Origin of the sequence: Tardiphaga sp. 619_E2_N8_4, from assembly GCF_051810905.1 — a bacterium.
GTDB classification, from domain to species: domain Bacteria; phylum Pseudomonadota; class Alphaproteobacteria; order Rhizobiales; family Xanthobacteraceae; genus Tardiphaga; species Tardiphaga robiniae.
Genome location: NZ_JBPWQJ010000001.1, coordinates 1,022,445 through 1,048,012, shown reverse-complemented (window position 1 = coordinate 1,048,012; position 25,568 = coordinate 1,022,445). Strand labels below are relative to the sequence as shown.

At 61.8% G+C, this 25,568-nt stretch carries 25 protein-coding genes and 1 tRNA gene; 13 read left to right on the top strand and 13 right to left on the bottom strand.

All coding sequences use genetic code 11. The annotated features are described in order from the left end of the window. Positions 1–51: 51 nt before the first annotated feature. The 5 genes from AB8A23_RS04945 to rpmI form a co-directional block, all read right to left on the bottom strand. Positions 52–819 carry a TSUP family transporter gene (locus AB8A23_RS04945; RefSeq protein ID WP_439060274.1) on the bottom strand — a complete coding sequence of 256 codons (768 nt, stop codon included), beginning with the start codon at positions 817–819 and terminating at the stop codon, positions 52–54. Beyond that, on the bottom strand, positions 816–3,221 hold the full coding sequence (pheT, locus tag AB8A23_RS04940) for a phenylalanine--tRNA ligase subunit beta (protein WP_439060275.1): 2,406 nt from the start codon (positions 3,219–3,221) through the stop codon (positions 816–818). Before pheT ends, AB8A23_RS04945 begins: the two co-directional genes overlap by 4 nt. Further along, positions 3,218–4,300, bottom strand: coding sequence for a phenylalanine--tRNA ligase subunit alpha (gene pheS, locus AB8A23_RS04935; RefSeq protein ID WP_089263024.1), 1,083 nt, complete (start codon positions 4,298–4,300; stop codon positions 3,218–3,220). The genes pheT and pheS overlap by 4 nt, the downstream gene beginning before the upstream one ends. 206 nt (positions 4,301–4,506) lie before the next feature. Beyond that, complete coding sequence (rplT, locus tag AB8A23_RS04930) at positions 4,507–4,866, bottom strand: 50S ribosomal protein L20 (RefSeq protein WP_068730282.1); 360 nt, start codon at positions 4,864–4,866, stop codon at positions 4,507–4,509. 68 nt (positions 4,867–4,934) lie between these two features. Further along, a complete protein-coding gene (rpmI, locus tag AB8A23_RS04925) occupies positions 4,935–5,135 on the bottom strand; it encodes a 50S ribosomal protein L35 (protein ID WP_068730283.1) in 201 nt (66 codons plus the stop codon). Between the two features lie 293 nt (positions 5,136–5,428). Here rpmI and AB8A23_RS04920 point away from each other — a divergent pair, with 293 nt between their 5' ends. Further along, positions 5,429–5,575: a hypothetical protein gene (locus AB8A23_RS04920; protein WP_176454502.1), complete on the top strand. Its 147-nt coding sequence runs from the start codon at positions 5,429–5,431 to the stop codon at positions 5,573–5,575. Between the two features lie 113 nt (positions 5,576–5,688). Here AB8A23_RS04920 and infC read toward each other — a convergent pair whose 3' ends face one another. Then, complete coding sequence (gene infC, locus AB8A23_RS04915) at positions 5,689–6,228, bottom strand: translation initiation factor IF-3 (RefSeq protein WP_086936983.1); 540 nt, start codon at positions 6,226–6,228, stop codon at positions 5,689–5,691. 321 nt (positions 6,229–6,549) lie between these two features. On the opposite strand from infC, the gene AB8A23_RS04910 reads away from it, so the two are divergent. Continuing rightward, positions 6,550–7,332 carry an alpha/beta hydrolase gene (locus tag AB8A23_RS04910; RefSeq protein ID WP_439060276.1) on the top strand — a complete coding sequence of 261 codons (783 nt, stop codon included), beginning with the start codon at positions 6,550–6,552 and terminating at the stop codon, positions 7,330–7,332. A 65-nt stretch (positions 7,333–7,397) separates the two neighbouring features. Next, on the top strand, positions 7,398–7,868 hold the full coding sequence (locus AB8A23_RS04905; RefSeq protein ID WP_089263020.1) for a nuclear transport factor 2 family protein: 471 nt from the start codon (positions 7,398–7,400) through the stop codon (positions 7,866–7,868). On the opposite strand, the gene queG is transcribed toward AB8A23_RS04905, so the two are convergent. Further along, positions 7,828–9,063, bottom strand: coding sequence for a tRNA epoxyqueuosine(34) reductase QueG (gene queG, locus AB8A23_RS04900; protein ID WP_439060575.1), 1,236 nt, complete (start codon positions 9,061–9,063; stop codon positions 7,828–7,830). The two genes, AB8A23_RS04905 and queG, sit on opposite strands and share 41 nt — an antisense overlap. Further along, entirely contained in the window at positions 9,012–9,704 is a 693-nt protein-coding gene (locus tag AB8A23_RS04895) for a glutathione S-transferase family protein (protein WP_068730287.1), read from the bottom strand. Before AB8A23_RS04895 ends, queG begins: the two co-directional genes overlap by 52 nt. 205 nt (positions 9,705–9,909) lie before the next feature. Here AB8A23_RS04895 and AB8A23_RS04890 point away from each other — a divergent pair, with 205 nt between their 5' ends. Then, positions 9,910–10,719, top strand: coding sequence for an undecaprenyl-diphosphate phosphatase (locus AB8A23_RS04890; RefSeq protein ID WP_170849629.1), 810 nt, complete (start codon positions 9,910–9,912; stop codon positions 10,717–10,719). 69 nt (positions 10,720–10,788) lie between these two features. Here AB8A23_RS04890 and AB8A23_RS04885 read toward each other — a convergent pair whose 3' ends face one another. Continuing rightward, complete coding sequence (locus tag AB8A23_RS04885) at positions 10,789–11,757, bottom strand: complex I NDUFA9 subunit family protein (RefSeq protein WP_175369382.1); 969 nt, start codon at positions 11,755–11,757, stop codon at positions 10,789–10,791. Positions 11,758–11,920: 163 nt separating this feature from the next. On the opposite strand from AB8A23_RS04885, the gene AB8A23_RS04880 reads away from it, so the two are divergent. Beyond that, positions 11,921–12,007: transfer RNA gene (locus AB8A23_RS04880), tRNA-Leu, on the top strand. 151 nt (positions 12,008–12,158) lie between these two features. Here the strand turns inward: AB8A23_RS04880 and AB8A23_RS04875 are convergent. The 3 genes from AB8A23_RS04875 to AB8A23_RS04865 all read right to left on the bottom strand — a co-directional run bounded on the left by AB8A23_RS04875 (position 12,159) and on the right by AB8A23_RS04865 (position 14,288). Continuing rightward, positions 12,159–12,794, bottom strand: coding sequence for a 2-dehydro-3-deoxy-6-phosphogalactonate aldolase (locus tag AB8A23_RS04875; protein ID WP_439060277.1), 636 nt, complete (start codon positions 12,792–12,794; stop codon positions 12,159–12,161). Continuing rightward, the gene (locus tag AB8A23_RS04870) at positions 12,791–13,756 is read right to left on the bottom strand and encodes a 2-dehydro-3-deoxygalactonokinase (protein WP_439060278.1); all 966 of its coding nucleotides are present in this window, start codon (positions 13,754–13,756) and stop codon (positions 12,791–12,793) included. Before AB8A23_RS04870 ends, AB8A23_RS04875 begins: the two co-directional genes overlap by 4 nt. Before the next feature lie 73 nt (positions 13,757–13,829). Further along, on the bottom strand, positions 13,830–14,288 hold the full coding sequence (locus tag AB8A23_RS04865) for a hypothetical protein (protein WP_439060279.1): 459 nt from the start codon (positions 14,286–14,288) through the stop codon (positions 13,830–13,832). A 381-nt stretch (positions 14,289–14,669) separates the two neighbouring features. On the opposite strand from AB8A23_RS04865, the gene AB8A23_RS04860 reads away from it, so the two are divergent. Genes AB8A23_RS04860 through AB8A23_RS04835 form a run of 6 tightly spaced genes read left to right on the top strand, consistent with a single transcriptional unit; the run spans position 14,670 to position 22,699 of the window. Further along, on the top strand, positions 14,670–14,759 hold the full coding sequence (locus AB8A23_RS04860; protein WP_081421711.1) for a K(+)-transporting ATPase subunit F: 90 nt from the start codon (positions 14,670–14,672) through the stop codon (positions 14,757–14,759). A gap of 28 nt (positions 14,760–14,787) precedes the next feature. Continuing rightward, positions 14,788–16,491 carry a potassium-transporting ATPase subunit KdpA gene (gene kdpA, locus AB8A23_RS04855; protein ID WP_175369386.1) on the top strand — a complete coding sequence of 568 codons (1,704 nt, stop codon included), beginning with the start codon at positions 14,788–14,790 and terminating at the stop codon, positions 16,489–16,491. A gap of 20 nt (positions 16,492–16,511) precedes the next feature. Beyond that, positions 16,512–18,635, top strand: a complete 2,124-nt coding sequence (gene kdpB / locus AB8A23_RS04850; protein WP_439060280.1) for a potassium-transporting ATPase subunit KdpB — start codon at positions 16,512–16,514, stop codon at positions 18,633–18,635. A gap of 11 nt (positions 18,636–18,646) precedes the next feature. After that, positions 18,647–19,252 (top strand): K(+)-transporting ATPase subunit C, encoded by a 606-nt coding sequence (locus AB8A23_RS04845; protein ID WP_439060281.1) that lies wholly within the window; start codon positions 18,647–18,649, stop codon positions 19,250–19,252. 40 nt (positions 19,253–19,292) lie between these two features. Next, positions 19,293–22,013: a DUF4118 domain-containing protein gene (locus tag AB8A23_RS04840; protein WP_439060282.1), complete on the top strand. Its 2,721-nt coding sequence runs from the start codon at positions 19,293–19,295 to the stop codon at positions 22,011–22,013. Then, on the top strand, positions 22,010–22,699 hold the full coding sequence (locus AB8A23_RS04835) for a response regulator (RefSeq protein WP_439060283.1): 690 nt from the start codon (positions 22,010–22,012) through the stop codon (positions 22,697–22,699). Before AB8A23_RS04840 ends, AB8A23_RS04835 begins: the two co-directional genes overlap by 4 nt. A 27-nt stretch (positions 22,700–22,726) precedes the next feature. On the opposite strand, the gene AB8A23_RS04830 is transcribed toward AB8A23_RS04835, so the two are convergent. Next, positions 22,727–23,266, bottom strand: a complete 540-nt coding sequence (locus AB8A23_RS04830) for a MarR family winged helix-turn-helix transcriptional regulator (RefSeq protein WP_158596735.1) — start codon at positions 23,264–23,266, stop codon at positions 22,727–22,729. A 202-nt stretch (positions 23,267–23,468) separates the two neighbouring features. Between AB8A23_RS04830 and AB8A23_RS04825 the strand changes: the two genes are divergently transcribed. Both AB8A23_RS04825 and AB8A23_RS04820 read left to right on the top strand, forming a co-directional pair. Further along, complete coding sequence (locus AB8A23_RS04825; protein WP_231078599.1) at positions 23,469–23,999, top strand: flavin reductase family protein; 531 nt, start codon at positions 23,469–23,471, stop codon at positions 23,997–23,999. A 51-nt stretch (positions 24,000–24,050) separates the two neighbouring features. Then, entirely contained in the window at positions 24,051–25,550 is a 1,500-nt protein-coding gene (locus AB8A23_RS04820; protein ID WP_439060284.1) for a 4-hydroxyphenylacetate 3-hydroxylase family protein, read from the top strand. The last annotated feature ends 18 nt before the right edge of the window (positions 25,551–25,568 follow it).

The window sequence follows — 25,568 nt, the reverse complement described above, 5'->3', positions numbered from 1 at the left end:
ATTGGAGAGACCCTAGCGCCGCGGCGGCTGGCGCCGCAAGTCACGCAAGCGTCAGTGAAATATCCCGTCGAACAGCGGCAGGCTGATCAGCGCCGAGACGGCGATCAGCGCGTAGCAGATCTTGCGGAACAGCTCATCGCTGGCCTTGCCGAACAGTTTCGAGCCGAGCCAGAGGCCGAGACCGAACAGTGGTCCGGTAATCACCGCGAGGCCGAGAATGGCGGAACTCCACAATCCGCCGATCGTATAGCTGACGATGATCAAGACGTCTGCGACCGCGAAATACAGGATGATATTTGCGCGGGTGACGGCAGCGACTGCCGCGTCTCGCAGCCAATACATCACTATCGGCGGGCCGCCGAGTTGCGCCAAGCCACCAAAAAAGCCGGCGACGCCGCCGACACTGACCGTCACTGGAACGGTCGGCTTACCGGGATAGCGCCAGCCGGAGATCAGTAGCGTCAGCATCGTGACGATCAGTGCGACGATGCCCCAGCGAACGGTCAGCGGATCGGCCCAGGCCAAGGCCATCGTGCCAAGCGGCACGCCAATAAGTGCGCCCAGCGAAATGATGCTGACGTCGCGCCTGTCGGCTCGTCTTGCGGCGTTCGGGATCAGCGTCAGCGTGGTCGAGAAGTCGATCAGTAGCAGCAAGGGTGACGCGACTTGCGCGCCGGCCACACTTGAGGCGAGCGGCATGAAGATCAGCGCCGAACCGAAGCCCGAAAACCCACGGGCCAGTCCGGCGATGAAGGCTGTGAAGGTGATAAAAACGAGCGACGTGGTCGAATACTGGACCAGGCCGAGTGATTCCATCATGCGCGCAACGTGCCGCCCGTCTTCTTCGTTACTTCCGCCACGATCTTCGCTGCCACCGCATCGATTTCCTGATCGGTCAGGGTCTTCTCGCGCGGCTGGATCGTGACAGCGATGGCCACGGACTTCTTGTCGTCGTCGATGCCCTTGCCTTCATAGACGTCGAACACCGTCACATCGGTGACCAGCTTCTTGTCTACGCCGGCTGCCGCACGGACGATGTCGCCGGACCTGACCTTGCGATCGACGATGAAGGCGAAGTCGCGTGACACAGGCTGGAACGCCGAGAGCTCCAAAGTCGGTTTGGCGCGGGTCGCCTTCTGCTTGGCGTCGGGAATGCGATCGAGGATCACCTCGAATGCCATCAACGGGCCATCGGCACCGAGTGCCTCAAGCGTGCGCGGATGCAGTTCGCCGAAATGACCGAGGACGTTCTGCGGTCCGATCTGGATCGTGCCGGAGCGACCTGGGTGCAGCCAGTCCGCGCCACCGGCCACGATCTGCAGCGCCTGCATCGGTGCACCTGCGGCTGCGAGAACTGCAAAGGCATCGGCCTTGGCGTCGAGTGCGTTCGCAGCGCTGGCGCCGGACCAGTGACGGCCGTTGCCAGCCGACGAGGCGAGGCCACGCCGCACGCCGGATGCAGCCATGAACTGATCCTGCGGGCGATCGCCGCGGAAGATCTGGCCGACTTCGAACAGCGCGAGGTCGGACGACCCGCGATGCGCATTGGCTTGAGCGGCTGCGATCAGTCCGGGCAACAGGCTCGGCCGCATGTCGGAGAGATCGGCGGCGATCGGGTTGGCCAACGCCAGTTCAGGCGCGCCGCCGCCGAACACTTCGGCATGCGGCTTCGAAATGAACGACCATGTCACGACCTCGACGAGGCCGCGCGCGGCCAGTCCACGCTTGGCGCGGCGGGTGCGCTGCTGGATTTGCGTCAGCACCGGCTTGCGCGGGGCGTCGCCACGCGGGAACGGCGTCATCGGCACCTTGTCGACGCCGAAGATGCGCATGACTTCCTCGACGATGTCGGCCTTGCCGGTGACATCGCTGCGCCATGACGGCACTGCGACCTTCACCACGGGGCCGCTGCCGGCCACCATGAAGCCGAGATGCGTCAGGATGCGTCGCATCTCCGGGAATGGCACGTCGATGGCGGCGAGGCGCTTCACCTCGGCAATCGGGAAGTCGATGATACGGTCGTCGCCGTAGGGCTTGCCAACGACGATGCTCTCCGACGGTGCGCCGCCGCACAGTTCCATCACCAGCTTGGTTGCCAGTTCGAGACCGGGCACCATGAAGACCGGATCGACACCGCGCTCGAACCGATAACGCGCGTCGGAATTGATCCCGAGCCTGCGGCCGGTCTGCGCGATATTGATCTCGTTCCACAGCGCGGATTCGATCAGTACATCGGTGGTGTCTTCCGAACAGCCCGACGCTTCGCCGCCCATGATGCCGGCGAGCGACTCGACACCATTGTCGTCGGCGATGACGCAGGCCTTGCTGTCGAGCGTGTAGGTCTTGCCATCCAGCGCGAGCAGTGTTTCGCCGTCACGGGCACGGCGTACCACGATATCGCCCTTCACCTTGGCGGCGTCGAACACATGCAGCGGACGGGCGCGGTCGAAAGTCAGGAAGTTAGTGATGTCGACCAGCGCATTGATCGGGCGCAGGCCGATGGAGGTCAGCTTCTTCTGCAGCCACTCCGGCGACGGGCCGTTCTTGACGCCGCGCACGAGACGTAGCGCGAAGCCGGGGCACAGCTTGGCGTCTTCGACCGTGACTTTCACTGGGCAGGGGAATTCGCCCTTGATCGGCTTGATGCCGGGATTCTTGAACACGCCCATATCGGCCGCGGCGAGATCCCTGGCGATGCCGGACACACCAGTGCAATCCTGACGATTAGGCGTCAGGTTGATTTCTATGACGGGATCGCCGAGCTTGGCCCAGTCGGGGTAAATCGCGCCGACCGGCGCATCGGCCGGCAGCTCGATGATGCCATCGATATTGTCGGGGAGTCCGAGTTCACCGGCCGAGCACATCATGCCCTGGCTTTCGACGCCGCGGATATTGCCGAGGCCGATGGTGAAATCCTTGCCTGGAATATAAGTTCCGGGCCTTGCAAGGACGGTCTTCAGTCCCGCGCGCGCATTCGGCGCCCCGCAGACGATCTGCAGCGGCTTGTCATCGCCGGCATTGACGGTGCAGACGCGCAGCCGATCTGCATTGGGATGTTGCACGGCTGTGACGATCTCGGCGATCGTGAACGGCTTCAGCAGCTTCGCCTTATCGTCGATATGTTCGACCTCGAGCCCGATCATGGTGAGCTTGTCGGTCAGCGTCTCGAGCGACTCGTCGGTCTCGAGATGATCCTTCAGCCAGGAGAGGGAGAATTTCACGTGCTCAGTCCTCCGGCCAGCGTCGGTACTTCAAGCGGCTTGAAGCCATAGTGATTGAGCCAGCGCACGTCGCCCTCGAAGAGCTGACGCAGGTCGGCCATGCCGTATTTCAGCATCGCGATACGATCGATGCCCATGCCCCAGGCGAAACCCTGATACACGTCGGGATCGATGCCGCAGGCGCGCAGCACATTCGGATGCACCATGCCGCAGCCGAGAATCTCGAGCCAATCTTCTCCCTCGCCGAAACGGATCTCGTTCTTGTCGCGGCGACACTGGATATCGACTTCCAGCGACGGCTCCGTGAACGGGAAGAACGACGGACGGAAGCGCATATTGACGTTATCGACTTCGAAGAACGCCTTACAGAATTCGTGCAGGATCCATTTGAGGTGGCCGAGATGCGAACCCTTGTCGATGACGAGACCTTCGACCTGATGGAACATCGGCGTGTGGGTCTGGTCAGAGTCGCTGCGATAGGTGCGGCCCGGACAGATCACGCGGATCGGCGGCTGCTGGCTGAGCATGGTGCGCACCTGAACCGGTGATGTATGCGTGCGCAGCAGCAGGCGCGAGCCGTCTTCCTTCGGATTGAAGTAGAAGGTGTCGTGCATCTCGCGGGCCGGATGGCCCTCGGGGAAGTTCAGCTTGGTGAAGTTGTAGTCGTCGGTCTCGATGTCCGGACCTTCGGCGACGGCGAAGCCCATATCGGCGAAGATCGTCGTCAACTCGTCCCATGTCTGGCTGAGTGGATGAATGCGGCCGAGCTCAGCGGGGCCATCGCGCAGCGGCAGCGTCACGTCGATGGTCTCGGAAGCGAGACGTGCATCGAGGGCTGCGGATTTCAACACATCGCGGCGCGCGGTCAGCGCTTGCGTGACGGTGTCCTTGGCCAGGTTGATGGCCGCGCCTTCGGTCTTGCGTTCTTCTGGCGTCATCTTGCCGAGAGTCGACAACAGCGCGGAGATCGAACCCTTCTTGCCGAGCGCGCCGACGCGCACGGCTTCCAGGGCGGCTTCGTCGGAGGCATTGGCAATATCGGCCAGAATAGTCTGTTGGAGCGTCGTCAGATCGGACATCAGCAACCTCGATGAGAGAGGCGGGCGCCTCTTGCTGTCTGCGCGTCCGACGGAAGGCCGGGCACCAGCTTCTACAGCACGGGTATCACAGGGATTAAGACGTCAATGGCCGGGACAGGAGCGCGTGAACGCTTCTGCCCGGCCATGACAATGTCGATAAATACGCGGAGTGGAGAGCTCAGGCCGCCAGTGCGGCCTTTGCTGGCTTAGGCTGCGAGTGCAGCTTTGGCCTTCTCAGCAATCGCGTTGAACGCCGCCGGCTCGTTGATCGCGAGATCCGAGAGCACCTTGCGGTCGACCGTCACGCCGGACTTGGCGAGACCGTTGATAAACACGCTGTAGGTCATGCCGAGCGGACGGACGGCAGCGTTGAGACGCTGGATCCAGAGCGCGCGGAACGTACGCTTCTTGCGCTTGCGATCGCGGAACGCATATTGGCCGGCCTTGTCGACGGCGGCCTTTGCGGCGCGAATGGTGTTCTTGCGGCGACCACGGAAACCCTTGGCGGCCTTGTAGACTTTCTTATGCTTGGCGTGAGCCGTCACACCGCGTTTTACGCGAGCCATGACTGATCTCCTTCATCTGAAATAACAAAAGGGGTGATATCCGCCGCAATGAAGCGGCGTAAGGGCGATCAGGCGTTTGGCAGAAAGTACTGCTTGATGTTGTCGCCGTCGGTCTTGAACAGCACGCGGGTGCCGCGGAGCTGACGAATCTGCTTCTTCGTCCGCTTGATCATACCGTGGCGCTTACCGGCATGGGCGGCCATGACCTTACCCGTTCCGGTGACTTTAAAGCGCTTTTTAGCGCCCGACTTGGTCTTCAGCTTGGGCATTTGGCTCTCCTATGGCCACGCAGAAAGCGCCCCGAAAGGCGTTGCGTCGGCTAAAATGCTCGTTAGAGCGTTGAAAATGCTCAACTAACCGCCGTTTGCGGAAAGTCAGCACAGTCGTCGACACGGCAGCCCTTAATCAGCCGGGCGACGAAGGTTGCGCTTATGGCAGAGGAATGCTCCGATGGCAACGATTAACGCGGCTCAACACTCTGTTTAGCGCATGGCTTCAGACTGGTCCGACGCGCCCCGGATGCCTATGTGATCCGGACCAGAGAAACAGAGGGACGACGACAATGGCCCGGAATGCACGTGCCGCCGCAAGGGCGGTTGCCATCCAGCAAGATGCTGCTGCTCAGACCGCCACCCGTTGGATGTTCGCAGCCGCTGGCCTCGCCGCGGCTCTCGCGCTGGCCGGTGCACTCGCCCTCATTTCGGGCTGAGCCGCCTAGCTTCGAACGATTTCAGAATACGCCCAGAGAAAAAAGGCCCGCCAGAAATCTGACGGGCCGAAATTCCTGATTACCAACCTCGTTAAGGTCAGTCGGCGCTGTGATCAGCGCGGTGCGAGCACCATCACCACCTGACGACCTTCGAAGCGCGCGTCCTGCTCTACCTTGGCGTATTCGGCGACGTCTGCTTTGACCTTGTCGAGCAGCTTGGTACCGATTTCCTGGTGCGCCATTTCGCGGCCACGATAGCGCAAGGTGATTTTGACCTTGTCGCCTTCTTCGAAGAAGCGCTGCATTGCGCGCATTTTCACGTCGTAGTCATGATCATCGATCATCGGGCGGAGCTTGATCTCCTTGATTTCGACGATCTTCTGCTTCTTGCGGGCCTCGGCGGCCTTCTTCTGCGCCGAATACTTGAACTTCCCGTAGTCCATGATCTTGCAGACGGGGGGGCTCACATTCGGCGAAATCTCGACCAGATCCATACCGGCTTCCATCGCCATCTTGATCGCAGCAATGGTTTCCACGGTGCCGTGGTTGAGGCCGGTCTGATCAATCAGCTGGATCTGCAGATTGCGAATTTCATCGTTGGTGCGCGGCCCGTCTTTGGTTGCGGCGGGCGGGGCTCTGTTGGGACGGCGAATGGGTAACTCTCCAATGTTGTTTAGGAAGGCCGCAGTGTGAAGGAATAAGGCGTTTGGAGCAAGCAAACTCACGCAACGCAGCGTCAATCACTCAAATACGAGGCAATTTCGTCACGCGAAAGGCCATAGGCGTCGTACACCGCTGACCTTGCTCAAATAGAGTTCCCCGGCCCATTCTGCAAGCGTGATTGACAGGAGCGCAACGCGGCATCGAGGTGGCGTTCCCTGGGATGATATGGACGTTGAGGGATCGACGTTGACGATCCCGACCTGCTCAATCAAACAGCAATCGGCATTTCAGGGTCGAACAAGGATGGTTTGATGAGCACAACGGTATCGACCGACCCCACTTTCATCACGGCAGGTACAGGCAGTAGCCGCCGCCAGATCGCGATGCGGGTCCGCGCCGGCGTTGCTCCGGGCCTGTTCTGGATGAGCGGCTTCAAATCCGACATGCAGGGCGGCAAGGCGCTGGCGCTCGATGCCTGGGCCGCCGACCATGGCCGGGCCTGTGTACGTTTCGATTATTCCGGCCATGGCGAATCCGGCGGCGATTTCGTCGATGGCACCATCGGCCAATGGTTGGAGGATGGCCTCGCGGCGTTCGATGCGGCCTGTCAGGGGCCGCAGGTGGTGATTGGCTCGTCGATGGGCGGCTGGATGGCACTCCTGCTGGCGCGCGCGCTGGCCCGACGCGGCAAAGTAGGGCGCGCGACGCTGAAGGGCCTGGTGCTGATCGCGCCGGCGCCGGATTTCACCGAAGAGCTGATGTGGAAAGGCTTCTCGCCGGAAATCCGCGCGGAGATCGAGACCACCGGTCAATGGCTGCGCCCGTCGGAATATGGCGAGCCCTATCCGATCACGCGGCGGTTGATCGAAGAGGGGCGCAATCACCTGCTGCTCGGCAGCGCGATCGATGTCGGTTGCCCCGTGCGGATTTTGCAAGGCAGGCAGGACCCCGACGTGCCTTGGCAGCACGCTTTCCGCCTTGCCGAACGGCTGCCGAGCGACGACGTCGTGCTGACCATGATCCAGGACGGCGACCATCGGCTGTCACGCCCGCAGGACATTGCGCGACTATTGTCGGCTGTGGCGGAGTTTTGATTGCATCACCCGTACCGTTGAATAGGCTCGCCTGAAAAGAGCGACAATCAGCGGGAGGAATTCGGATGGACGCTACGGCACTCTTGCGCGCATTTTGCGATGCCGTTGAACAGCGTGACGGCCAGAGCTTCGCTGCGCTGTTCACTGAAGACGGCGTCTATCACGACGTCTTCTACGGCGCATTCGAAGGCCGTGCCAAAATCGCCGACATGGTCGATGACTGGTTCTACCGGACCGCGGAAGATTTTCGTTGGGACATGCACACGCCCGTCAGCGACGGCACCACGCTCTATGCGCGCTACACGTTCAGTTATCGCTCGAAACTCCCGGAAGCCAATGGCGGCCGCGCGATGTTCGAAGGCGTTGCGATCATGACGCTGCGTGACGGGAAGATCGTGAGCTATCATGAAGTGGCCAATACGGCGCCGGCCTTCGTCGATTTGCATTTCGCGCCGGAGCGCATCGCCAAGATCGTCGCCAAGCAGGGTGAAGCGCTCAAAGCGCGACCGGAGATGGCGCGACATCTGACGAACTGAGGGCCAGTCGCCACTCGCTGCCGACGCTATCGTCCTGTTCGGCTTCGGTGAACTGCACAGCCAATGCAGCAAACGCATCCGCAGGCATCAGTCGCGACAGCGCCCATATCGCTGCCCCGCGCACCACAGGACTTTCATCGCCCAGCAGCTGCTGCGCATCGCTTACCAGCGATAGGTCGTTCGAATTGCCGATGGCGATCAACACATTGCGGATGAAGCGGTTGCGGCCGATGCGCTTCACGGGTGACTTCGTAAAGAACGCGCGGAAAGCCGCATCGTCGAGCTTCGCAAGTTCGGCCAGCGACGGCGCGCGCAACTCATCGCGTGCGGCGAGTTTGATCTCGCGGCCTTCCTGGGCGAATTTGTTCCATGGGCAGGCGGCGAGGCAATCGTCGCAGCCATAGATGCGATTGCCCATGGGTTTGCGGAATTCGTGCGGGATAGGCCCCTTGTTCTCGATGGTGAGATAGGAAATGCAGCGCCGCGCATCGAGTTTGTAAGGCGCCGGAAAGGCCGATGTCGGGCAACTGTCGAGACAGGCCTGGCACGAGCCGCAGTGATCGATGGTGCGCGCATCGCGCGGCAGTTCGAGCGTGGTGAAGATCGCGCCGAGAAACAGCCACGAGCCGAATTCGCGCGAGACGAGATTGGTATGCTTGCCCTGCCAGCCCAATCCTGCGGCGCCGGCGAGCGGCTTTTCCATCACGGCAGCCGTATCGACAAACACTTTCACATCGCCGCCGGCTTGCGCGATCAGCCAGCGCGCCAGCAGCTTCAGGCGCTTCTTGATGAGGTCATGATAGTCGTCGCCGCGGGCATAGACCGAGATCGCGGCGTGCGAGCGTTGCTTGAGGATCTCGAGCGGATTCTCGTCGGGTCCGTAATTGACGCCGAGCATGATGACGGAGCGAACGTCCTGCCACATCACCTTGGGGTCGGCGCGGCGGTCGGGATTGTCGGCAAGCCACTCCATGTCACCATGGGCGCCGGCGTTGAGAAATTCCTGTAGCCGTTCGCGTACGCCGGCGATGGCGTCCGGATCGGTGATCCCGATTGAATCGAAGCCCAGCGCCTTCGCCTCGCGCGTCAGCCTATCCTTGAGATCGGCGGGAAGCGTGGCGATCACATCGTCAGCGGGTGGGCTCAGAAATCGAGATCCACATAGGTCCGCGATGCTGGCACGCCCGCCAGCCACTCGCTCAGCAGCGGTCGGAACGACGGACGGGATTTCACCCGCGCGTACCACGCCTTCGCCGCGTCGTCCTCGCTCCATGGAACATCGCCCAGATAGTCGATCGCCGACAGATGAGCTGCCGCGACCAGATCCGCATAAGTCAGTCGGTCACCGGCCAGAAAATTGCGTGTCCGCGCCAGCCAGCCGATATAGGCCAGATGATAGCGCACATTTGCGGTGGCTGCGCGAATCACATCCATCGCCGGGGCGCCGCCGCCGACCTCTTCGCTCATGAAGCGCTTGTAGATGCGTTCGGTGACCAGTGGGCCGGACGCTTCCTCGAAGAATTTCTCGTTGAACCACGCCATCAGCCGGCGCACTTCGATGCGTTCCGCCATCGCGACAGGTAGCAGGCGGCGATCGCCCATCTCCGGTCCATGGGTCTCGTCGATATATTCGGCGATGATCCCGGCGCCAGGAATGGGCGGGAAACCATCGGTGAGCAGCACAGGCGTAGTTCCCGCAGGATTGAGCGCCAGAAATGCCTCGCGCCGATCCCACGGCCGCTCGTCCACCAGTGTGAGGTCGAGTCCGTATTCGCCGAGTACGAGACGAATGAAGCGGGAATGCGGACAGAACGAGTGATGGTAAAGCGTGTACATGCGGGCCTTGATAGTTATGCGGTCGTTAAGAAAGCGTCTCGGTTGCGTCGGTGGTAAAAGTGTCACGCGGCGCGCGCCAAACTAGCGAAGCTTGGCTCTGAGGCAACCCGCGAATGTGATGGTATTTGCGATTGCAGCAATGAAGGGAATAGGCGAGAAGAACCCGGCTTTTTCAGGCCCACACTGACGAAGGACAGATAAGCGGATGATGTCTGATGCGATAAGGGCGGTGATTCTCGGCATTGTCGAGGGTGTCACCGAGTTCCTGCCGGTTTCCTCAACGGGGCATCTGCTGCTCGCGGAACGCTTCTTCGATCTGGGCGAGGACAATTTCTGGAAAAGCTTCGCCGTGCTGATCCAGCTCGGCGCCATTCTGGCGATCCTTGCACTTTACTTCGGCAAGTTGTGGCATATCGCGCTGAACCTGTTCAAAGGCGACGCTGCTGCGCGCCGTTTCGTGATCGGCGTGCTGATCGCGTTCCTGCCTGCCGCGATCATCGGCGCGGCTGCGGGCGGCTATGTCAAAAGCTATCTGTTCAATCCGTGGGTCGTGTGCTTTTCGCTGATCGTCGGCGGCGCGATCCTGCTTTGGGTCGATCAGCTCGATCTTGAGCCGGTACATCACGATGCCACGACGTTTCCATTGCCGATGTATCTGAAGATCGGTCTGGCGCAGTGCGTGGCGATGATTCCCGGCGTGTCGCGCTCCGGCGCGACCATCGTCGGCGCTATGCTGCTCGGTGCTGAAAAGCGCGCAGCGGCGGAGTTCTCGTTCTTCCTGGCGATCCCGACCATGGTCGGTGCCTTCGTCTACGATCTCTACAAGAGCCGGGCCGATCTCTCGGTCGATCACGGCGTGATCATCGCCATCGGTTTCGTGGTGTCGTTCATCACCGCTATCATCGTGGTGAAAAGCTTTCTCGGCTACGTGACCCGCCACGGCTTCGCGTTGTTCGCATGGTGGCGCGTGATCGTCGGTACGCTCGGCCTGATCGCGCTGGCGCTGGGCTACTGAATTTTGCCAAACACTCTGCTGTCATCCCCGCCGCGCACGCCTTCGGCGTGCCAGGCGGGGACGATATCGTCAGTTTATGCCGTTATGTGCGAACTGACCGGTGGCGCGGAAGCGCCAGAGATATTGTGGCGCAATCGCTTCCAGTGAATCAGCGGCAATACCCAAGCCATCCAGCGTTAGACCGGCCGCCTTGGCGGCTTCCGACACCACATTGTCGACACCAAGCATGGCGACCTGATCCGGCGTCAGTTTGAAGTCGCCCGGGGCGAACTGCAGGAAATAGGACTGCAGCTTGGCGATGGCCGCCGGCACCGGCAGCGTCATGCGCTTGCGCTCGATGGTCGCGAGGATGATGTCGATGATTTCACTCATCGTTAGCACTTCCGGGCCGCCAAGTTCATAGGTGGCGCCCGGCTTGGTCTTGCCGTCGACGGCATCGGCCGCAGCCTGGGCGACATCGCCCACATAGACCGGCTGCATCTTGGTCGTGGCGCCGAACACCGGCATCACCGGGGCCATCCGGGCGAGATTGGCAAATCGATTGGTGAACTGATCCTCGGGGCCGAACACGATCGACGGGCGCAGGATGGTCGCGGAAGGCACAGCCGCCAGCACGGCCTGCTCGCCGGCCGCCTTGGCACGGGCATAGGCCGATTCGGAATCGGCATCGGCGCCGATGGCTGAAAACTGCACCATCCTCGCGCCGATCTCGGCGGCAGCCTGCGCGACCGCGCCGGCGCCTCGCGCCTGCACGGCATCAAAGGTCTGCGCGCCGCTTTCGGTCAGGATACCCACCAGATTGACGACGATGCTGGCGTCGCGCATCGCGGCCTTGATCGAGGCGGGGTGGCGCAGATTGGCCTGAACGATATTGATCTGTCCGACACGGCCAAGCGGTTGCAGATGGCCGGCCAGTTCCGGCCGACGCACGGCGACCCTGATCCGGTATTCGCGCTTCGCCAGCGCGCGGACCACATGGCGTCCCACGAAGCCGGATCCGCCGAAAACCGTAACGAGGGTGTCGATGGGGGCAGCCATGGATCAGTTCCTTGAGTCAGTCATGCAAGGGCAAAACGGGGGAATTTAGACCAATTCGCGATACGCCAACGCGCGAGGCGTGTACAGCGGATTTGGAATTGAACGAAGCAATTTGACAAGCGCGTAACGGCCCCCTACTAACCGCGCCACGTGCCTCGCACGTGCCCAGGTGGCGGAATTGGTAGACGCGCTGGCTTCAGGTGCCAGTGGCTTAACGGCCGTGAAGGTTCGAGTCCTTTCCTGGGCACCACGGTGCTCCTAAGTCTCTGATATTCAGAGCAATTCATTGAATTTGACAGTTTGGTGCTGCGCGGTCGATGCGTGCGGCGCAGAGACGTTCTTGCTCTGCCGTCCCTCGCGAAGCGCGCGCAACAACCGCAAACAGACACTGCACTTTGCTTCTAGCGGGCCATCGCCTGATCATAAGCCACGACAGACGCCTGCGCGGTCGCCTTCACCTCGATAACGCTCATTCCAGGCCGATACAGGCTGCTGCCAAGGCCGAAGGCCTGTATGCCGGCGGCGACATAGTCCGCGAAATTCCGATCGGAAACACCACCAACAGCCCCGATCACGACATCCCTGGGCAGAACCGCGCGAATGGCGGCGATACCGGACGGGCCGAGGATCGACGCCGGAAAGAATTTCAGGGCGGACGCACCGGCGCGGAGCGCGAGGAAAGCTTCGGTCGGCGAGAACACGCCGGGCATCGTGACCATGCCGCGGCTCGCCGCCATCGCCAGCACATCGACATCGACATTCGGGCTCACCATCAGGCGCCCGCCGACATCGGCGACGCGCGCGCAGTCATTCGCGGTGAGGACAGTGCCGGCGCCGATCAGGGTGTCGCTGCCAAATCGTTTGCAGATCCGTGCGATGGAATCGAACGGATCGGGCGAGTTCAGCGGCACTTCGATCAGCTCGAAGCCGGTGTCGATCAACGCCTCGACGATGCTCTCCACCTCGTCGGGCTGCACGCCGCGCAGGATGGCGACGAGCGGACGCTTCACGGTGGGCCAACGGATTGGCTGGTTCATGTGAACTGAGCTCCCCAGAGATGGATTGCGGCCTTGGTCAGGCCGTGTTGCGAGGCGCGTTCGGCATCGACGATGGCGACCTCGAAGCCGGCAGCCGCAAGCGCCGACTCATAGAGATCCTTGAGCGCGCCGGCGCCGATCAGGCGTACCGGATGCCGCGTGCCATAGCGCGATCCGGCATCGGCGATTTCCGTGCCGATCAGGAGGCCCGACAGGCGCGTCGCGCCGTCGGCCTGTTGCTGGAAGCCGAGCAGTTGCGCCGCGCGCAAGCTGAATAGCGAGGCGGTGAGGCCCGTCGGCGCATCGAGCGCGCGTTGCAGGCCATCGCGGAACGCGTCATTCGCGGCGGGCGACGGTGCGTCGTGATCCAACGCGTGTTTCAGGATGCTGTGTTGAGTGATGACCGAAAAGAGCTCGCCGGTCATATAGGTCGTGAATGACACCACGCTGCCGGACTCGATCCAGACCCATTTGCTGTGGGTGCCGGGAATGCAGACCAGACCGGTGAAGCCTGGTTCGGTCACGCCGAGCAGTTGCGTCTCTTCGCCGCGCATGACGTCGGGTGCCGCGGCGTCGGCTTGCGCGATGCCGGGCAGGATACGCACGTCGCCTTGCGCGTCGACACGCTGCGCACCGTCGTGCAAGGCGTCGAGGCGTGTCGGTGTGTGCAGATAGGGCGCCTCGATCCAGCCCTGTCGTGCGCCGGCCATACCACAGATCAACACAGGTACGTTCTGCATTCCGCCAAGTTTGGCAAGATGATCAGCGAGCACCGGAGCGAAGCCTGCAGCCGCGCAATGCAGCATGCCTTCAGGCCCGCGGGTTTCCGCAAGCGCATTGCCGTCGGCGGTCATCAACCAGCCGCGAAAGCTGCTGGTGCCCCAATCGACTGCAACGAAAGCCGGTTTGCCTGATGTCACGTTTTGCTCTGGCTTGTCTTGGCACGAATTCGTGCCGAGCATAGCCGAAAGCTTCACTCTTGGAAGGCTGTTCGCGGCAGTTCTAGCTACAGCATTTCGCACCGCCCCTCTTCGCTCAACAGTAATTCTCACACAGCATCGGCTCGGAATCGGTGGATTGGATCGCGCGCACGGGCGCTTGCGTCAGATGCGGCGTGCCTCCGCGACTAACAACAGCGCGAAATGCATCCAGGATCGCCGTCGCCATGTCTGGGTGATGCGTCTCGACGGCGCTGTCCAGCCAATCTGGAAGGTCACGCTGGTTCGAGAGAGCGCAATGCCATTCACCTTCGTCATAAGCGAGCCGACGCAGTTGCCACCGCGGCAGTTCGATCGCGATCAGGGCAAGCGCGGCATCGGTCCAGGCGCCGGCAGTGACCAGGCGATCGAGGCGCTGGGCCTCCGCTGTGCGACGCATTGCCGGCAGGCGCTTGCAGGTGGTGAGGCAGATCGCGGTGAAACTCGTAGCGTCAAGCGGAGCCGTTTCGGATGGCGCTTCGGAAAGGGGCGTTCGCTGAATCGAGATGAACGACATGACGGGTCTCCATGGAACAGCGCGATCTTCAGAAGACCGCATCATGCAATATCCGTAGTCCGTCATTTGAATACGAGGCAGCTTCGGGCACGAAGATATAAAGGCTGCATAAGCGCCCGAGGACTAGCGGCGCACGCGCATGCGCTCCGCCGCGTCTTTATGAGATTCCTATAAGTTCGCTGCTGGCCTCATCTCGAAAACCTACGTCCTGAATGGCACCTGATCGTGCATCGGGCGCGCGAGCCGTTTGCTCCGTGCCGCCTCAGCCATTGCATCAGGAGCATTCCATGCTGGACATCGTCATGCTGGCCCTCGGGCTCGGCTTTTTCATTCTCACCCTGGGCTACGCCTATGCTTGCGAGCGGCTGTGAGGAGCGCATCATGATTTTCGATTACACGCTCGCCGGCTTCGTGTCCGCGGCATTGCTGATCTACCTCACTTACGCGCTGCTGCGACCCGAGCGGTTCTGAGCGCGCGCACCTCAAAAGGTCAACTGACATGACAATGATTGGCTGGATTCAAATTGCTCTGTACTGCGCGGTGGTTCTCGCGCTGGTGAAGCCGCTCGGCGGCTACATGACATCAGTCTTCAACGGCGAGCGTACGTTCCTCTCTCCGATTCTGCGGCCGGTCGAAGCCGGTCTGTACTGGATCGGTGGCGTCGACGAGAAACGTGAGCAGCACTGGCTGACCTATACGGTTGCCATGCTGCTGTTTCATGTGGTCGGCTTCCTCGGTCTCTACGCGATCATGCGGCTGCAGGCCGTGCTGCCGTTCAATCCTGCCGGGCAGTCCGCGGTCGCCGAAGATCTCTCCTTCAACACCGCGATCTCCTTCATCACCAACACCAACTGGCAGAACTACGGCGGCGAAAGCACCATGTCGTATCTGACCCAGATGCTGGGTCTGACGGTACATAACTTCCTGTCGGCGGCGGCCGGCATCGCATTGGCCGTGGCACTGATCCGCGGCTTCGCACGGTCGTCGATGCGCACCATCGGTAATTTCTGGGTCGATATTACCCGTTGCACGCTCTATGTGCTGCTGCCGATCTGCATCGTCTACACGCTGTTCCTGGTCTGGCAGGGCATGCCGCAGACGCTCGGCGCCTATGTCGATGCGACCACGCTTGAAGGTGCGAAGCAGACCATCGCGGTTGGCCCCGTTGCGTCGCAGGTTGCCATCAAGATGCTCGGCACCAATGGCGGCGGCTTCTTCAACGCCAATGCGGCGCATCCGTTCGAGAACCCGACGGCGCTGTCGAACTTCATCCAGATGATCTCGATCTTCGCGCTAGGTGCGGCGATGACCAATGTGTTCGGCCGCATGGTCGGCAACCCAAGGCAAGGCTGGGCGATTCTGGCCGTGATGGGCGTGCTGTTCATTGTCGGCGTTGCCATCACCTATGGCGCCGAAGCCTCGGGCACCACAGGCCTGAATGCACTCGGCCTCACCGGCGGTAATATGGAAGGCAAGGAACTGCGCTTTGGCATTGTCGCCTCCAGCCTGTTCGCGGTCATCACCACGGCGGCATCCTGCGGTGCGGTCAATGCGATGCATGACTCGTTTACAGCGATTGGCGGCATGATCCCGCTGATCAATATGCAGCTCGGCGAGATTATCGTCGGCGGTGTTGGTGCCGGTCTCTACGGCATGCTGCTGTTCGTCGTGCTGGCAATCTTCGTCGCCGGTCTGATGGTCGGCCGCACACCGGAATATGTCGGCAAGAAGATCGAGGCGCGCGAAGTAAAGATGGCAATGCTTGCCATTCTCGTGTTGCCGCTGATGTATCTCGGCTGGACCGCGGTGGCGGTGGTGCTGCCGTCGGCCGTGGCCTCCATGGCCAATGCCGGGCCGCATGGCTTCACCGAGGTGCTCTACGCTTTCACCTCGGCCACCGGCAATAACGGCTCGGCCTTCGGCGGGCTCACCGGCAACACCTTCTTTTACAACCTCACACTGGCGAGTTCGATGTTCGTCGGCCGCTTTTTCATGATCGTGCCAGCCATGGCGCTGGCCGGATCATTGGCCGCGAAGAAGTCGATCCCGGCTTCGGCCGGCACCTTGCCGACCACCGGCGGACTGTTTGTCGGTCTCGTCATCGGCGTGATCCTGATCATCGGCGGTCTCACCTTCTTCCCGGCACTCGCGCTCGGGCCGATCGTCGAGCACCTCGCGATGACCGCCAGCACCCTGTTCTGATCGGATTTGGAGTTATGTCCATGGAAACGTTGAAACTGCAGAAGCGGGTGCCGGTCTCGGCCATGCTCGATTCGAAAATTGTCATCCCAGCCATCGGCTCGGCTTTCAAAAAGCTTGATCCGCGGCTGATGATCAAGAATCCCGTGATGTTCGTGGTCGAGGTCGTCGCCGCACTCACCACGGTGATCTTCATCAAGAACGTCATCACCGGCGGAAGCGATCTGGGATTTGCGTTCCAGATCATCCTCTGGCTCTGGTTCACGGTGCTGTTCGCCAACTTTGCCGAAGCCGTCGCCGAAGGCCGCGGCAAGGCGCAGGCGGAATCGCTGAAGAAGACCCGCACCGAAAGCCAAGCCAAGCTGCTCACCGGCAGCGACAGCGGCGACAAGAGCTACCGCATGGTCTCGGGCACCAGCCTGAAGGTCGGCGATGTCGTGCTGGTGGAAGCCGGCGACAACATCCCGTCCGACGGTGAAGTGATCGAAGGCGTGGCTTCAGTTAATGAGGCGGCGATCACCGGCGAGTCCGCACCTGTCATTCGTGAATCCGGCGGCGATCGCTCGGCGGTGACCGGCGGCACGCAGGTGCTGTCCGACTGGATTCGCGTCCGCATCACTGCGGCGCAAGGCTCGACCTTTATCGATCGCATGATCAAGCTGGTCGAAGGCGCCGAGCGGCAGAAGACACCGAACGAGATCGCACTGAACATCCTGCTGGTCGGCCTTACCATCATCTTCGTGTTCGCGACGGTGACGATCCCGAGCTATGCGGCTTATGCCGGTGGTTCGATCTCGGTGGTGGTGCTGGTGGCTTTGTTCGTGACCCTGATCCCGACCACCATCGGCGCGCTGTTGTCGGCGATCGGCATTGCAGGCATGGATCGTCTGGTGCGCTTCAACGTGCTGGCGATGTCCGGTCGTGCGGTGGAAGCTGCCGGCGACGTCGATACGCTGCTGCTCGACAAGACCGGCACCATCACGCTCGGCAATCGTCAGGCGACGGCCTTCCGTCCGGTGCGCGGCGTGACCGAACAGGAACTGGCCGATGCGGCGCAGCTTGCATCGCTCGCGGACGAAACCCCGGAAGGCCGCTCCATCGTCGTGCTGGCCAAGGAGAAATACGGCATCCGCGGCCGCGACATGGCCGAACTGTCAGCGACTTTCGTGCCGTTTACCGCACAGACCCGGATGAGCGGTGTCGATGCCGGTGGTTCGTCGGTCCGCAAGGGAGCGGTGGATTCGATACTCGCTTACGTCAACGGTGGCGCGTCGTTCGCCGTCGCGTCCGGCAACACCGTGCGTGCGATGCAGCCGGCCGCGATGTCGGACACGGCACGTGAAATCCAGGCGATCTCCGACGAGATTGCAAAGGGCGGCGGCACCCCGTTGGCGGTTGCGCGCGATGGCAAGCTGCTCGGCGTCATCCATCTGAAGGACATCGTCAAGGGCGGCATCCGTGAGCGTTTCGCCGAGCTGCGCCGCATGGGCATCCGTACCATCATGATCACCGGCGACAATCCGATGACCGCCGCAGCCATCGCAGCCGAAGCCGGCGTCGATGATTTCCTGGCGCAGGCGACACCCGAGGACAAGCTGCAGCTCATTCGTGACGAGCAGGCCAGGGGCAAGTTGGTGGCGATGTGCGGCGACGGCACCAACGACGCGCCGGCACTGGCGCAGGCCGATGTAGGCGTCGCCATGAACACCGGCACGCAGGCGGCGCGCGAGGCGGGCAACATGGTCGATCTGGACTCCAATCCGACCAAACTTATCGAGGTCGTCGAAATCGGCAAGCAGCTTCTGATGACGCGGGGGGCGCTGACCACGTTCTCGATCGCCAATGACGTGGCGAAATACTTCGCCATTATCCCGGCGATCTTCCTCGCCTTCTATCCGCAGCTTGAAGCGCTCAATGTCATGAAGCTGGCGAGCCCGCAGAGTGCCATTCTGTCGGCCATCATCTTCAATGCGATCATCATCATCGCGCTGATCCCGCTCGCCCTGAAAGGCGTCGCCTATCGCCCGATCGGCGCCGGCGCACTGCTCGGCCGCAACCTGCTGATCTACGGCCTCGGCGGCATCATCATTCCGTTCATCGGTATCAAGGCGATCGACCTCGTCGTCACCGCCCTGCACCTGGTTTGAGGAGTTACGTTATGTTGAGAGAAATTCGCCCGGCCATCGTTCTGCTGCTCGGTCTCACGGCCATCACCGGCCTCGCCTATCCGCTCGCGATGACAGGCATTGCCGAAGCGATCATGCCGAACCAGGCGCAAGGCAGCCTCATCGAACGGGCCGGCAAGGTTGTCGGCTCGTCCCTGATCGGTCAGGAATTCAAGGGTGAGGAATACTTCCACGGCCGCCCGTCGGCGACCCTGGGTCCCGACCCGCAGGATTCCACCAAGACGGTGCCGCAGCCTTACAATGCCATCAACTCGATGGGCTCCAATCTCGGCCCGACCAGCAAGGCGCTGATCGACCGCGTGAAGGAGGACGTCGAGAAACTGAAGGCAGAGAACCCGTCGATGCCGGTGCCGATCGATCTCGTGACCACCTCGGGCAGCGGTCTCGACCCGAACATTTCGCCGGAGGGCGCGCTGTTTCAGGTGCCTCGCGTCGCCAAGGCGCGCAAGCTGCCGGAGGACCGCGTCCGTCAGCTGGTGACCGAAAAGACAGAAGGCCGCTTTGGTGGCTTGCTCGGCGAACCGCGCGTTAACGTTCTCGCCTTGAATCTCGCGCTGGACGCCGCCTCACCGCAATAGGCCGTCTATGCCCTAGCCCTGGCGGAGACTATATTGCCTTATGGCAAATCAGCGCCGCGATCCCGACCAACGACCTTCGCCTGAGGCCTTGCTGGAGACAGCAAGGCGCGAGGAAGATGCCGCCGGGCGGCTGAAGATCTTCGTCGGCGCCGCCCCCGGCGTCGGCAAGACTTATGAGATGCTGCAGAGCGCCCATGCCAAGCGCAAGGCGGGCGTCGATGTGGTGGTCGGTGTCGTCGAGACCCATGGCCGCGCCGAGACCGAGGCGTTGCTCACGGGTCTTGAAGTCATTCCCCGGCGCCGGATCGATCACAAGGGTCAGGTCCTCGAGGAGATGGACCTCGATGCGCTGATCGCGCGGCGCCCGCAGATCGCATTGGTCGATGAACTCGCCCATACCAATGCGCCCGGCAGCCGGCATCCAAAACGTTATCTCGACGTCGCGGAATTATTGGCCGCAGGGATCGACGTCTACACGGCAGTCAATATCCAGCACATCGAAAGCCTGAATGATGTGGTCGCCCAGATCACCCATGTGCGGGTGCGCGAGACCGTGCCGGATTCGGTGTTCGATCGTGCCGACGCCATCGAGCTGATCGACCTCACCCCGGACGATCTGATCCAGCGCCTGAAGGAAGGCAAGGTCTACGTTCCCAAACAGGCCGAGCGTGCGCTGGAACATTATTTCTCGCCCGGCAATCTCACGGCGTTGCGCGAGCTGGCGTTGCGCCGCACGGCCGACCGGGTCGATGAGCAATTGCTCACGCATATGCAGGCCAATGCCATTGCCGGCCCGTGGGCTGCCGGCGAACGCATTCTGGTCTGTATCAGTGAGGACCCGCGCTCAGCCGGGCTGGTGCGCTACACCAAGCGTCTCGCGGATCGGCTTCACGCGCCGTGGACGGCGGTCAGCATCGAGACGCGACGCAGCCTTCAACTCACCGAAGAACAGCGCGACCGGCTGGCCGATACGCTGCGGCTTGCCGAGGCACTTGGCGCCGAAGCGCTGACGATTCCGGGCGCAGGCCGGCGCATCGCCGACGATCTGCTCGGTTATGCCCATGCCAACAACGTTACCCAGATTGTGATTGGCAAGGCATCACGGTCGTGGTGGTTCGAGCTGGTGCGCGGTTCGGTGGTGCATGATCTCGTGCGGCGCGCCGGCAATATCAGTGTGCATGTGATCGCCGGCGATGCGTTGCCAACGGAGCCGGCTGCGAAACGTGCGCAGATGACCGATCGCGTCGAGCCGTTCGATGCAAAGCCCTATATTGCGGCGCTGGCAGTCGTGGCGCTGGCTCTTGGGGCCGCAACGCTGCTGCGTCCGATCTTCGGGATCGAGAATGTCGATCTGATGTTTCTCACCGCCGTGGTCGGCGTCGCCGTGCGCTTTGGTCTCTGGCCATCGCTGCTGGCGAGCGTCGTGGCATCGCTGAGCTATAATTTTTTCTTCCTGCCACCGGTCTATACGCTCACCATCACCGATCCGACCAATGTGGCGGCCTTCTTCTTCTTCATGCTGATCGCCATTCTCGTGTCCAATGTCGCGGCGCGGGTGCGTACCCAGGCCGTCTCGGCCTTTGGCCGTGTGCGCACAACCGAGTCGCTCTATGCGTTCAGCCGCAAACTCGCGGGTACGGCGGCGCTTGACGACGTGCTGTGGGCGAGCGCGTATCAGATCGCATTGATGCTGAAGGTGCGGGTTGTGTTGCTGTTGCCGGAGCGGGGTGTGATCACCGTCAAGGCCGGATATCCGCCTGAGGACGAATTGGACAAGGCGGATCTGGCCGCTGCCAACTGGGCCTGGAGCAATGATCGCCCCGCCGGTCGTGGCTCTGAAACATTGCCCGGTGCGAAGCGGCTGTTTCTGCCGATGCGGACCGGTCGTGGACCGATCGGTGTGATCGGCATCGACGATGATCGCACGGGGCCATTGCTGACACCCGACCAGCGCCGGTTGCTGGATGCACTTGTGGACCAGAGCGCACTGGCGATCGAGCGCGTACAACTCGTCGAAGACATGGACCGTGCGCAGCGCAACGTCGAATCCGATAGGTTGCGTCAGGCGCTGCTGACCTCGATCTCGCATGATCTGAAGACGCCGCTGGCCTCCGTGCTTGGCGCGGCCTCCACACTGCGCGATCTGTCGCCGAAGCTCAGCGAGGCCGAGAAGGCCGATCTGCTCGGTACGGTGATCGACGAATCCGAACGGCTGAACCGCTTCATCGCCAATCTGCTGGATATGACCAAGCTGGAGTCCGGTGCCGTGGTGCCCAATGCAGCGCTGCAGGATCTCACGGAGATCGTCGGCAGCGCGCTGCGCCGGGCCGGCAAGATCCTCAGCAGACATCGTGTTGCGCTCGATCTGTCGCCAAACCTGCCGATGCTGGAGCTGGATGCGGTACTGTTCGAGCAGGTGCTGTTCAATTTGCTTGATAATGCTGCGAAATATGCCCCGGATGACACTACCATCGCGATCCGGGCCATACGCGACAAGGAGTCGGTCTCGCTGCAGGTGATGGACGAGGGTGCGGGCATTCCACCCGCCGATCTCGAGCAGGTGTTCGATAAATTCTATCGCGCCAACAAGGGCGATCACGTTCGGGCGGGCACCGGCCTCGGCCTTGCGATCTCCCGGGGCTTTGTTGAGGCAATGCATGGCACCATTTCGGCCACCAATCGCGCCGACCGATCAGGCGCCGTGTTGACCATCCGCCTTCCCGTCCCGCCGGCCTCCGAAGCTCTGGACACCGCCGCATGAACACCGCCGCCATCAAGGTCCTAGTCATCGATGATGAGCCGCCAATCCGCAAATTGCTGCGCATGGGCCTCAGCACCCAGGGCTATGACATCCTTGAGGCCAGCAACGGCAAGATCGCGCTGGAGAAACTGGCGGAGAAACCGGCCGTGATCATCCTTGATCTCGGCCTGCCGGACATCCAGGGCCACGATCTGCTGCAGATGATTCGCGCGCGCGATGACAGCGTGCCGATCGTGGTGCTGTCCAGCCGCGGGGACGAGGCTGGCAAGGTGCAGGCGCTCGATCTCGGTGCCGACGACTATCTCACCAAGCCGTTTGGCATGGATGAGCTGCTGGCGCGCATGCGGGCCGCGCTCAGGCATCAGCTGCAGGTTCATGGCGAGCGGCCGGTATTCCGATCCGGGGAATTGTCGGTCGATCTGGTGCGCCGCATCGTCAAGGTGGGTGACCGTGAGGTGAAACTGTCACCAAAGGAATATGAGTTGCTGCGGGTCCTGGTGCAGCATGCCGGCAAGGTGCTGACTCACCGGTTTCTGCTGAAGGAATTGTGGGACGAACTCACCGACGCACAATATCTGCGCGTTTATGTCCGCCAGCTGCGTCAAAAGATCGAGCTCGATCCGGAGCGCCCGCAATTCGTCCTGACCGAGACGGGTATCGGCTACCGGCTGCGCGCCGGAGAATAGCTAACGACAAACCCGTCAAACAGCAGGTTATTTGGTCTGCCGGGCGACCGATGCCGGTGCGTTGTAGTCCAGCAGCCGGATCGCCTCGTCGGCGGCGTCCACCATCTCCGACATCAGCTTGCGCGTTCGCTCGAAATCCGCAGCCGACATGCTGCGAAACAGCATATCGTTCACCGGACGCTGAACGGGTGCCAGTTCATTGAGCAGCGCGCGCGCTTTCGGCGTGATGGTCAGAATGACGCGGCGGCGATCTTCCTCATCGGTCTCTTTTTCAACAAGGCCGTTTGATACCAGCTTGTTGATCTCGATCGTAATGAACGCGCCGCTGAAGTGCAGGTGCTCGGCGACCTGATTGACGCCGATCTTCTCATCCGTGCCGCTCAAATGAGCAATAGCGATCAGCACGGTGTATTGCGTGCCGGACAGGCCGATCACTGCGCCGAGTTGCCCGCGCACAGCCTGAAGCCGCGCCGAAAACGCCAATGTGTCATGGACAAATTGGCGGAAAGCCCGATCCGATCCGTCGACCATCAATTGTGGCCGCGAAATCGTCGGTTCTACCTTCATTTTACGTGATTTGCTCTTAATCGCCATCAGGTCCCCGCACACCTATGAGTCGTATAGCGGCGGCGTTACGCACAAACAAGTTGGAACCAGTGCGTTTTGATAGCAGGCCAGCCATGCTTGACAGCGCGCACTTTCGTTCGATAATATAGCTTTGTTATAAAGCTAATGCGCGTCGTTCAGGTTTCGCGATCAGGAGATGACCATGGGCGCCACTGCGGACGTGGATCCTCGCGCCTTCCGACAGGCGCTCGGACAGTTTGCCACCGGCGTCGCCGTGATCACGGCCGAAGCGGCCGATGGCCAGGCAATCGGCTTGACCATGAGTTCGTTCAACTCGGTCTCGGTGGACCCACCGCTGATCCTGTTCTCGATCGACCGCAAGGCCTTCAGCCTCAAGGCGATGACCGAGGCCAAGGGCTATGCCGTGAACATCCTCGGCCGCGATCAGGAGCATCTGTCGAACAAGTTCGCCAGGGCGCTCGGCGACAAGTGGGCGGCGGTCGAACATACGCTGGGCCATGAGGCGGCGCCCTTGATCGCCGGCGCGCTCGCACACTTCGAATGTGCGCCATACGCGCAGTATGACGGCGGGGACCATGTGATCTTCGTCGGCCAGGTGGTGAAGTTCAGCGCCTATCCGGCCAACGAGCCGTTGGTCTTCTTCCGTGGGGCCTATCGCAGCCTTGCAAGTACCGAGCGCAGCCCGGAATGGCCGCTGCCGATGCACTACTGAAATAATGCACCTGAGAATGCTACCCATGACTGAAAGTGATCGAGGCAACCCATGATCAAGACCGGCGAACAGCATATCGCGAGCCTGCGCGACGGCCGTGAAATCTATCTCGATGGCGAGCTGGTGGATGACGTGACCACCCATCCGGCCTTCCGGGGGGCGGTGGCTTCGATCGGACGGATGTTCGATTTCCAGAGCGCGCCGGAAAATCGCGAGCTGATGACTTTCGAGACCGAGACGGGCACCCGAGCCAACCGAATCTGGGAATTGCCCGGCAGCTATGATGCGCTGGTCAATCGTCGCCGCGGGCTGGAAGCCTGGACCGAGCTGCATGCCGGCTTCATGGGCCGCGCGCCGGATCACGTCGCCTCCTGCATCGCCGGTATGTATATGGGCGTCGAGGTATTCGAGGCCTACAACGAGGATCGCGCCAAGGCGCTGGCGGATTACTATCGCTACGCCCGCGACAACGACCTCTATCTCACTTACGTGATCATCAATCCGCAGGCCGACCGTTCCAAGAGCGCGGCCGAGCAGGCTGATCCGTTCCTGTCAGCAGGCGTGGTGTCGCGCGATGCCGAGGGTCTGACGATCCGTGGCGCCAAGATGCTTGCCACCGGTGGCATCATGGCCAACGAGGTGTTCGTCACCTGTATCCAGCCGCTGCAGCCCGGCGACGAAAAGTACGCGGTGTCTTTCGCGATTCCGATGAATACCAAGGATCTGAAGGTCCTGTCGCGCAAGTCTTATGAAGCCGCGTCGCCATCCGTGTTCGACAATCCGCTGTCGAGCCGCTTCGATGAAAACGATGCTGTGCTCTATTTCGACGACGTGAAGGTGCCTTGGGATCGCGTATTCATCGTCGATGACATCGCGATGTGCCAGAAGCAGTTCCACGCCACCCCGGCCCATGTGTATCAGAATTATCAGGCGATGATCCGGCTCTCGGTGAAGCTGCGTTTCCTGATCGGGATCGCGCATCGGACCGCTGAAACCAACGGCATCGCCGGCTTCCCGCAGGTCAGGGAAATGCTCGGCCAGCTCGCAGCCGAAGTGTCGATGGTCGAAGCCTTCGTCGTTGCGATGGAGACCAAGGGCACGCAGCGCGGCGCTTATTACGTGCCGGACCGGGCGATGCTGTATTCGGCACAGGTCCTCACCCAGCAGCTCTATTCCAAGGTCATCAACACGCTGCGCGAGCTCGCCGGCGGCGGCATGATCATGCTGCCGTCCTCGGTGAAGGACTTCGCCAATCCGGAATTGGCGCGTCTGATCGGCAAGACCCAGCAGTCCCCCGCGGCCAGCGCGATAGAAAAGGTCAAATTCTACAAGCTGGCCTGGGACGCGGTCGGCTCCGAATTCGCCTCGCGTCACTCGCAATACGAGATGTTTTTCGCCGGCGCGACCTTCGTCACCAAGGGCCATGCCTTCCGCACCTATGACTGGATGAGGTCGGCGGCGTTGCTCGACAAGATGCTCTCCAGCTATGACCTTGCCGACGAAGTCTCCACCTTAACGGCGCCGGCTGCTTCGCCGCGTGCTGTCGCTTGATCTGTCCCTTCAGGAAAA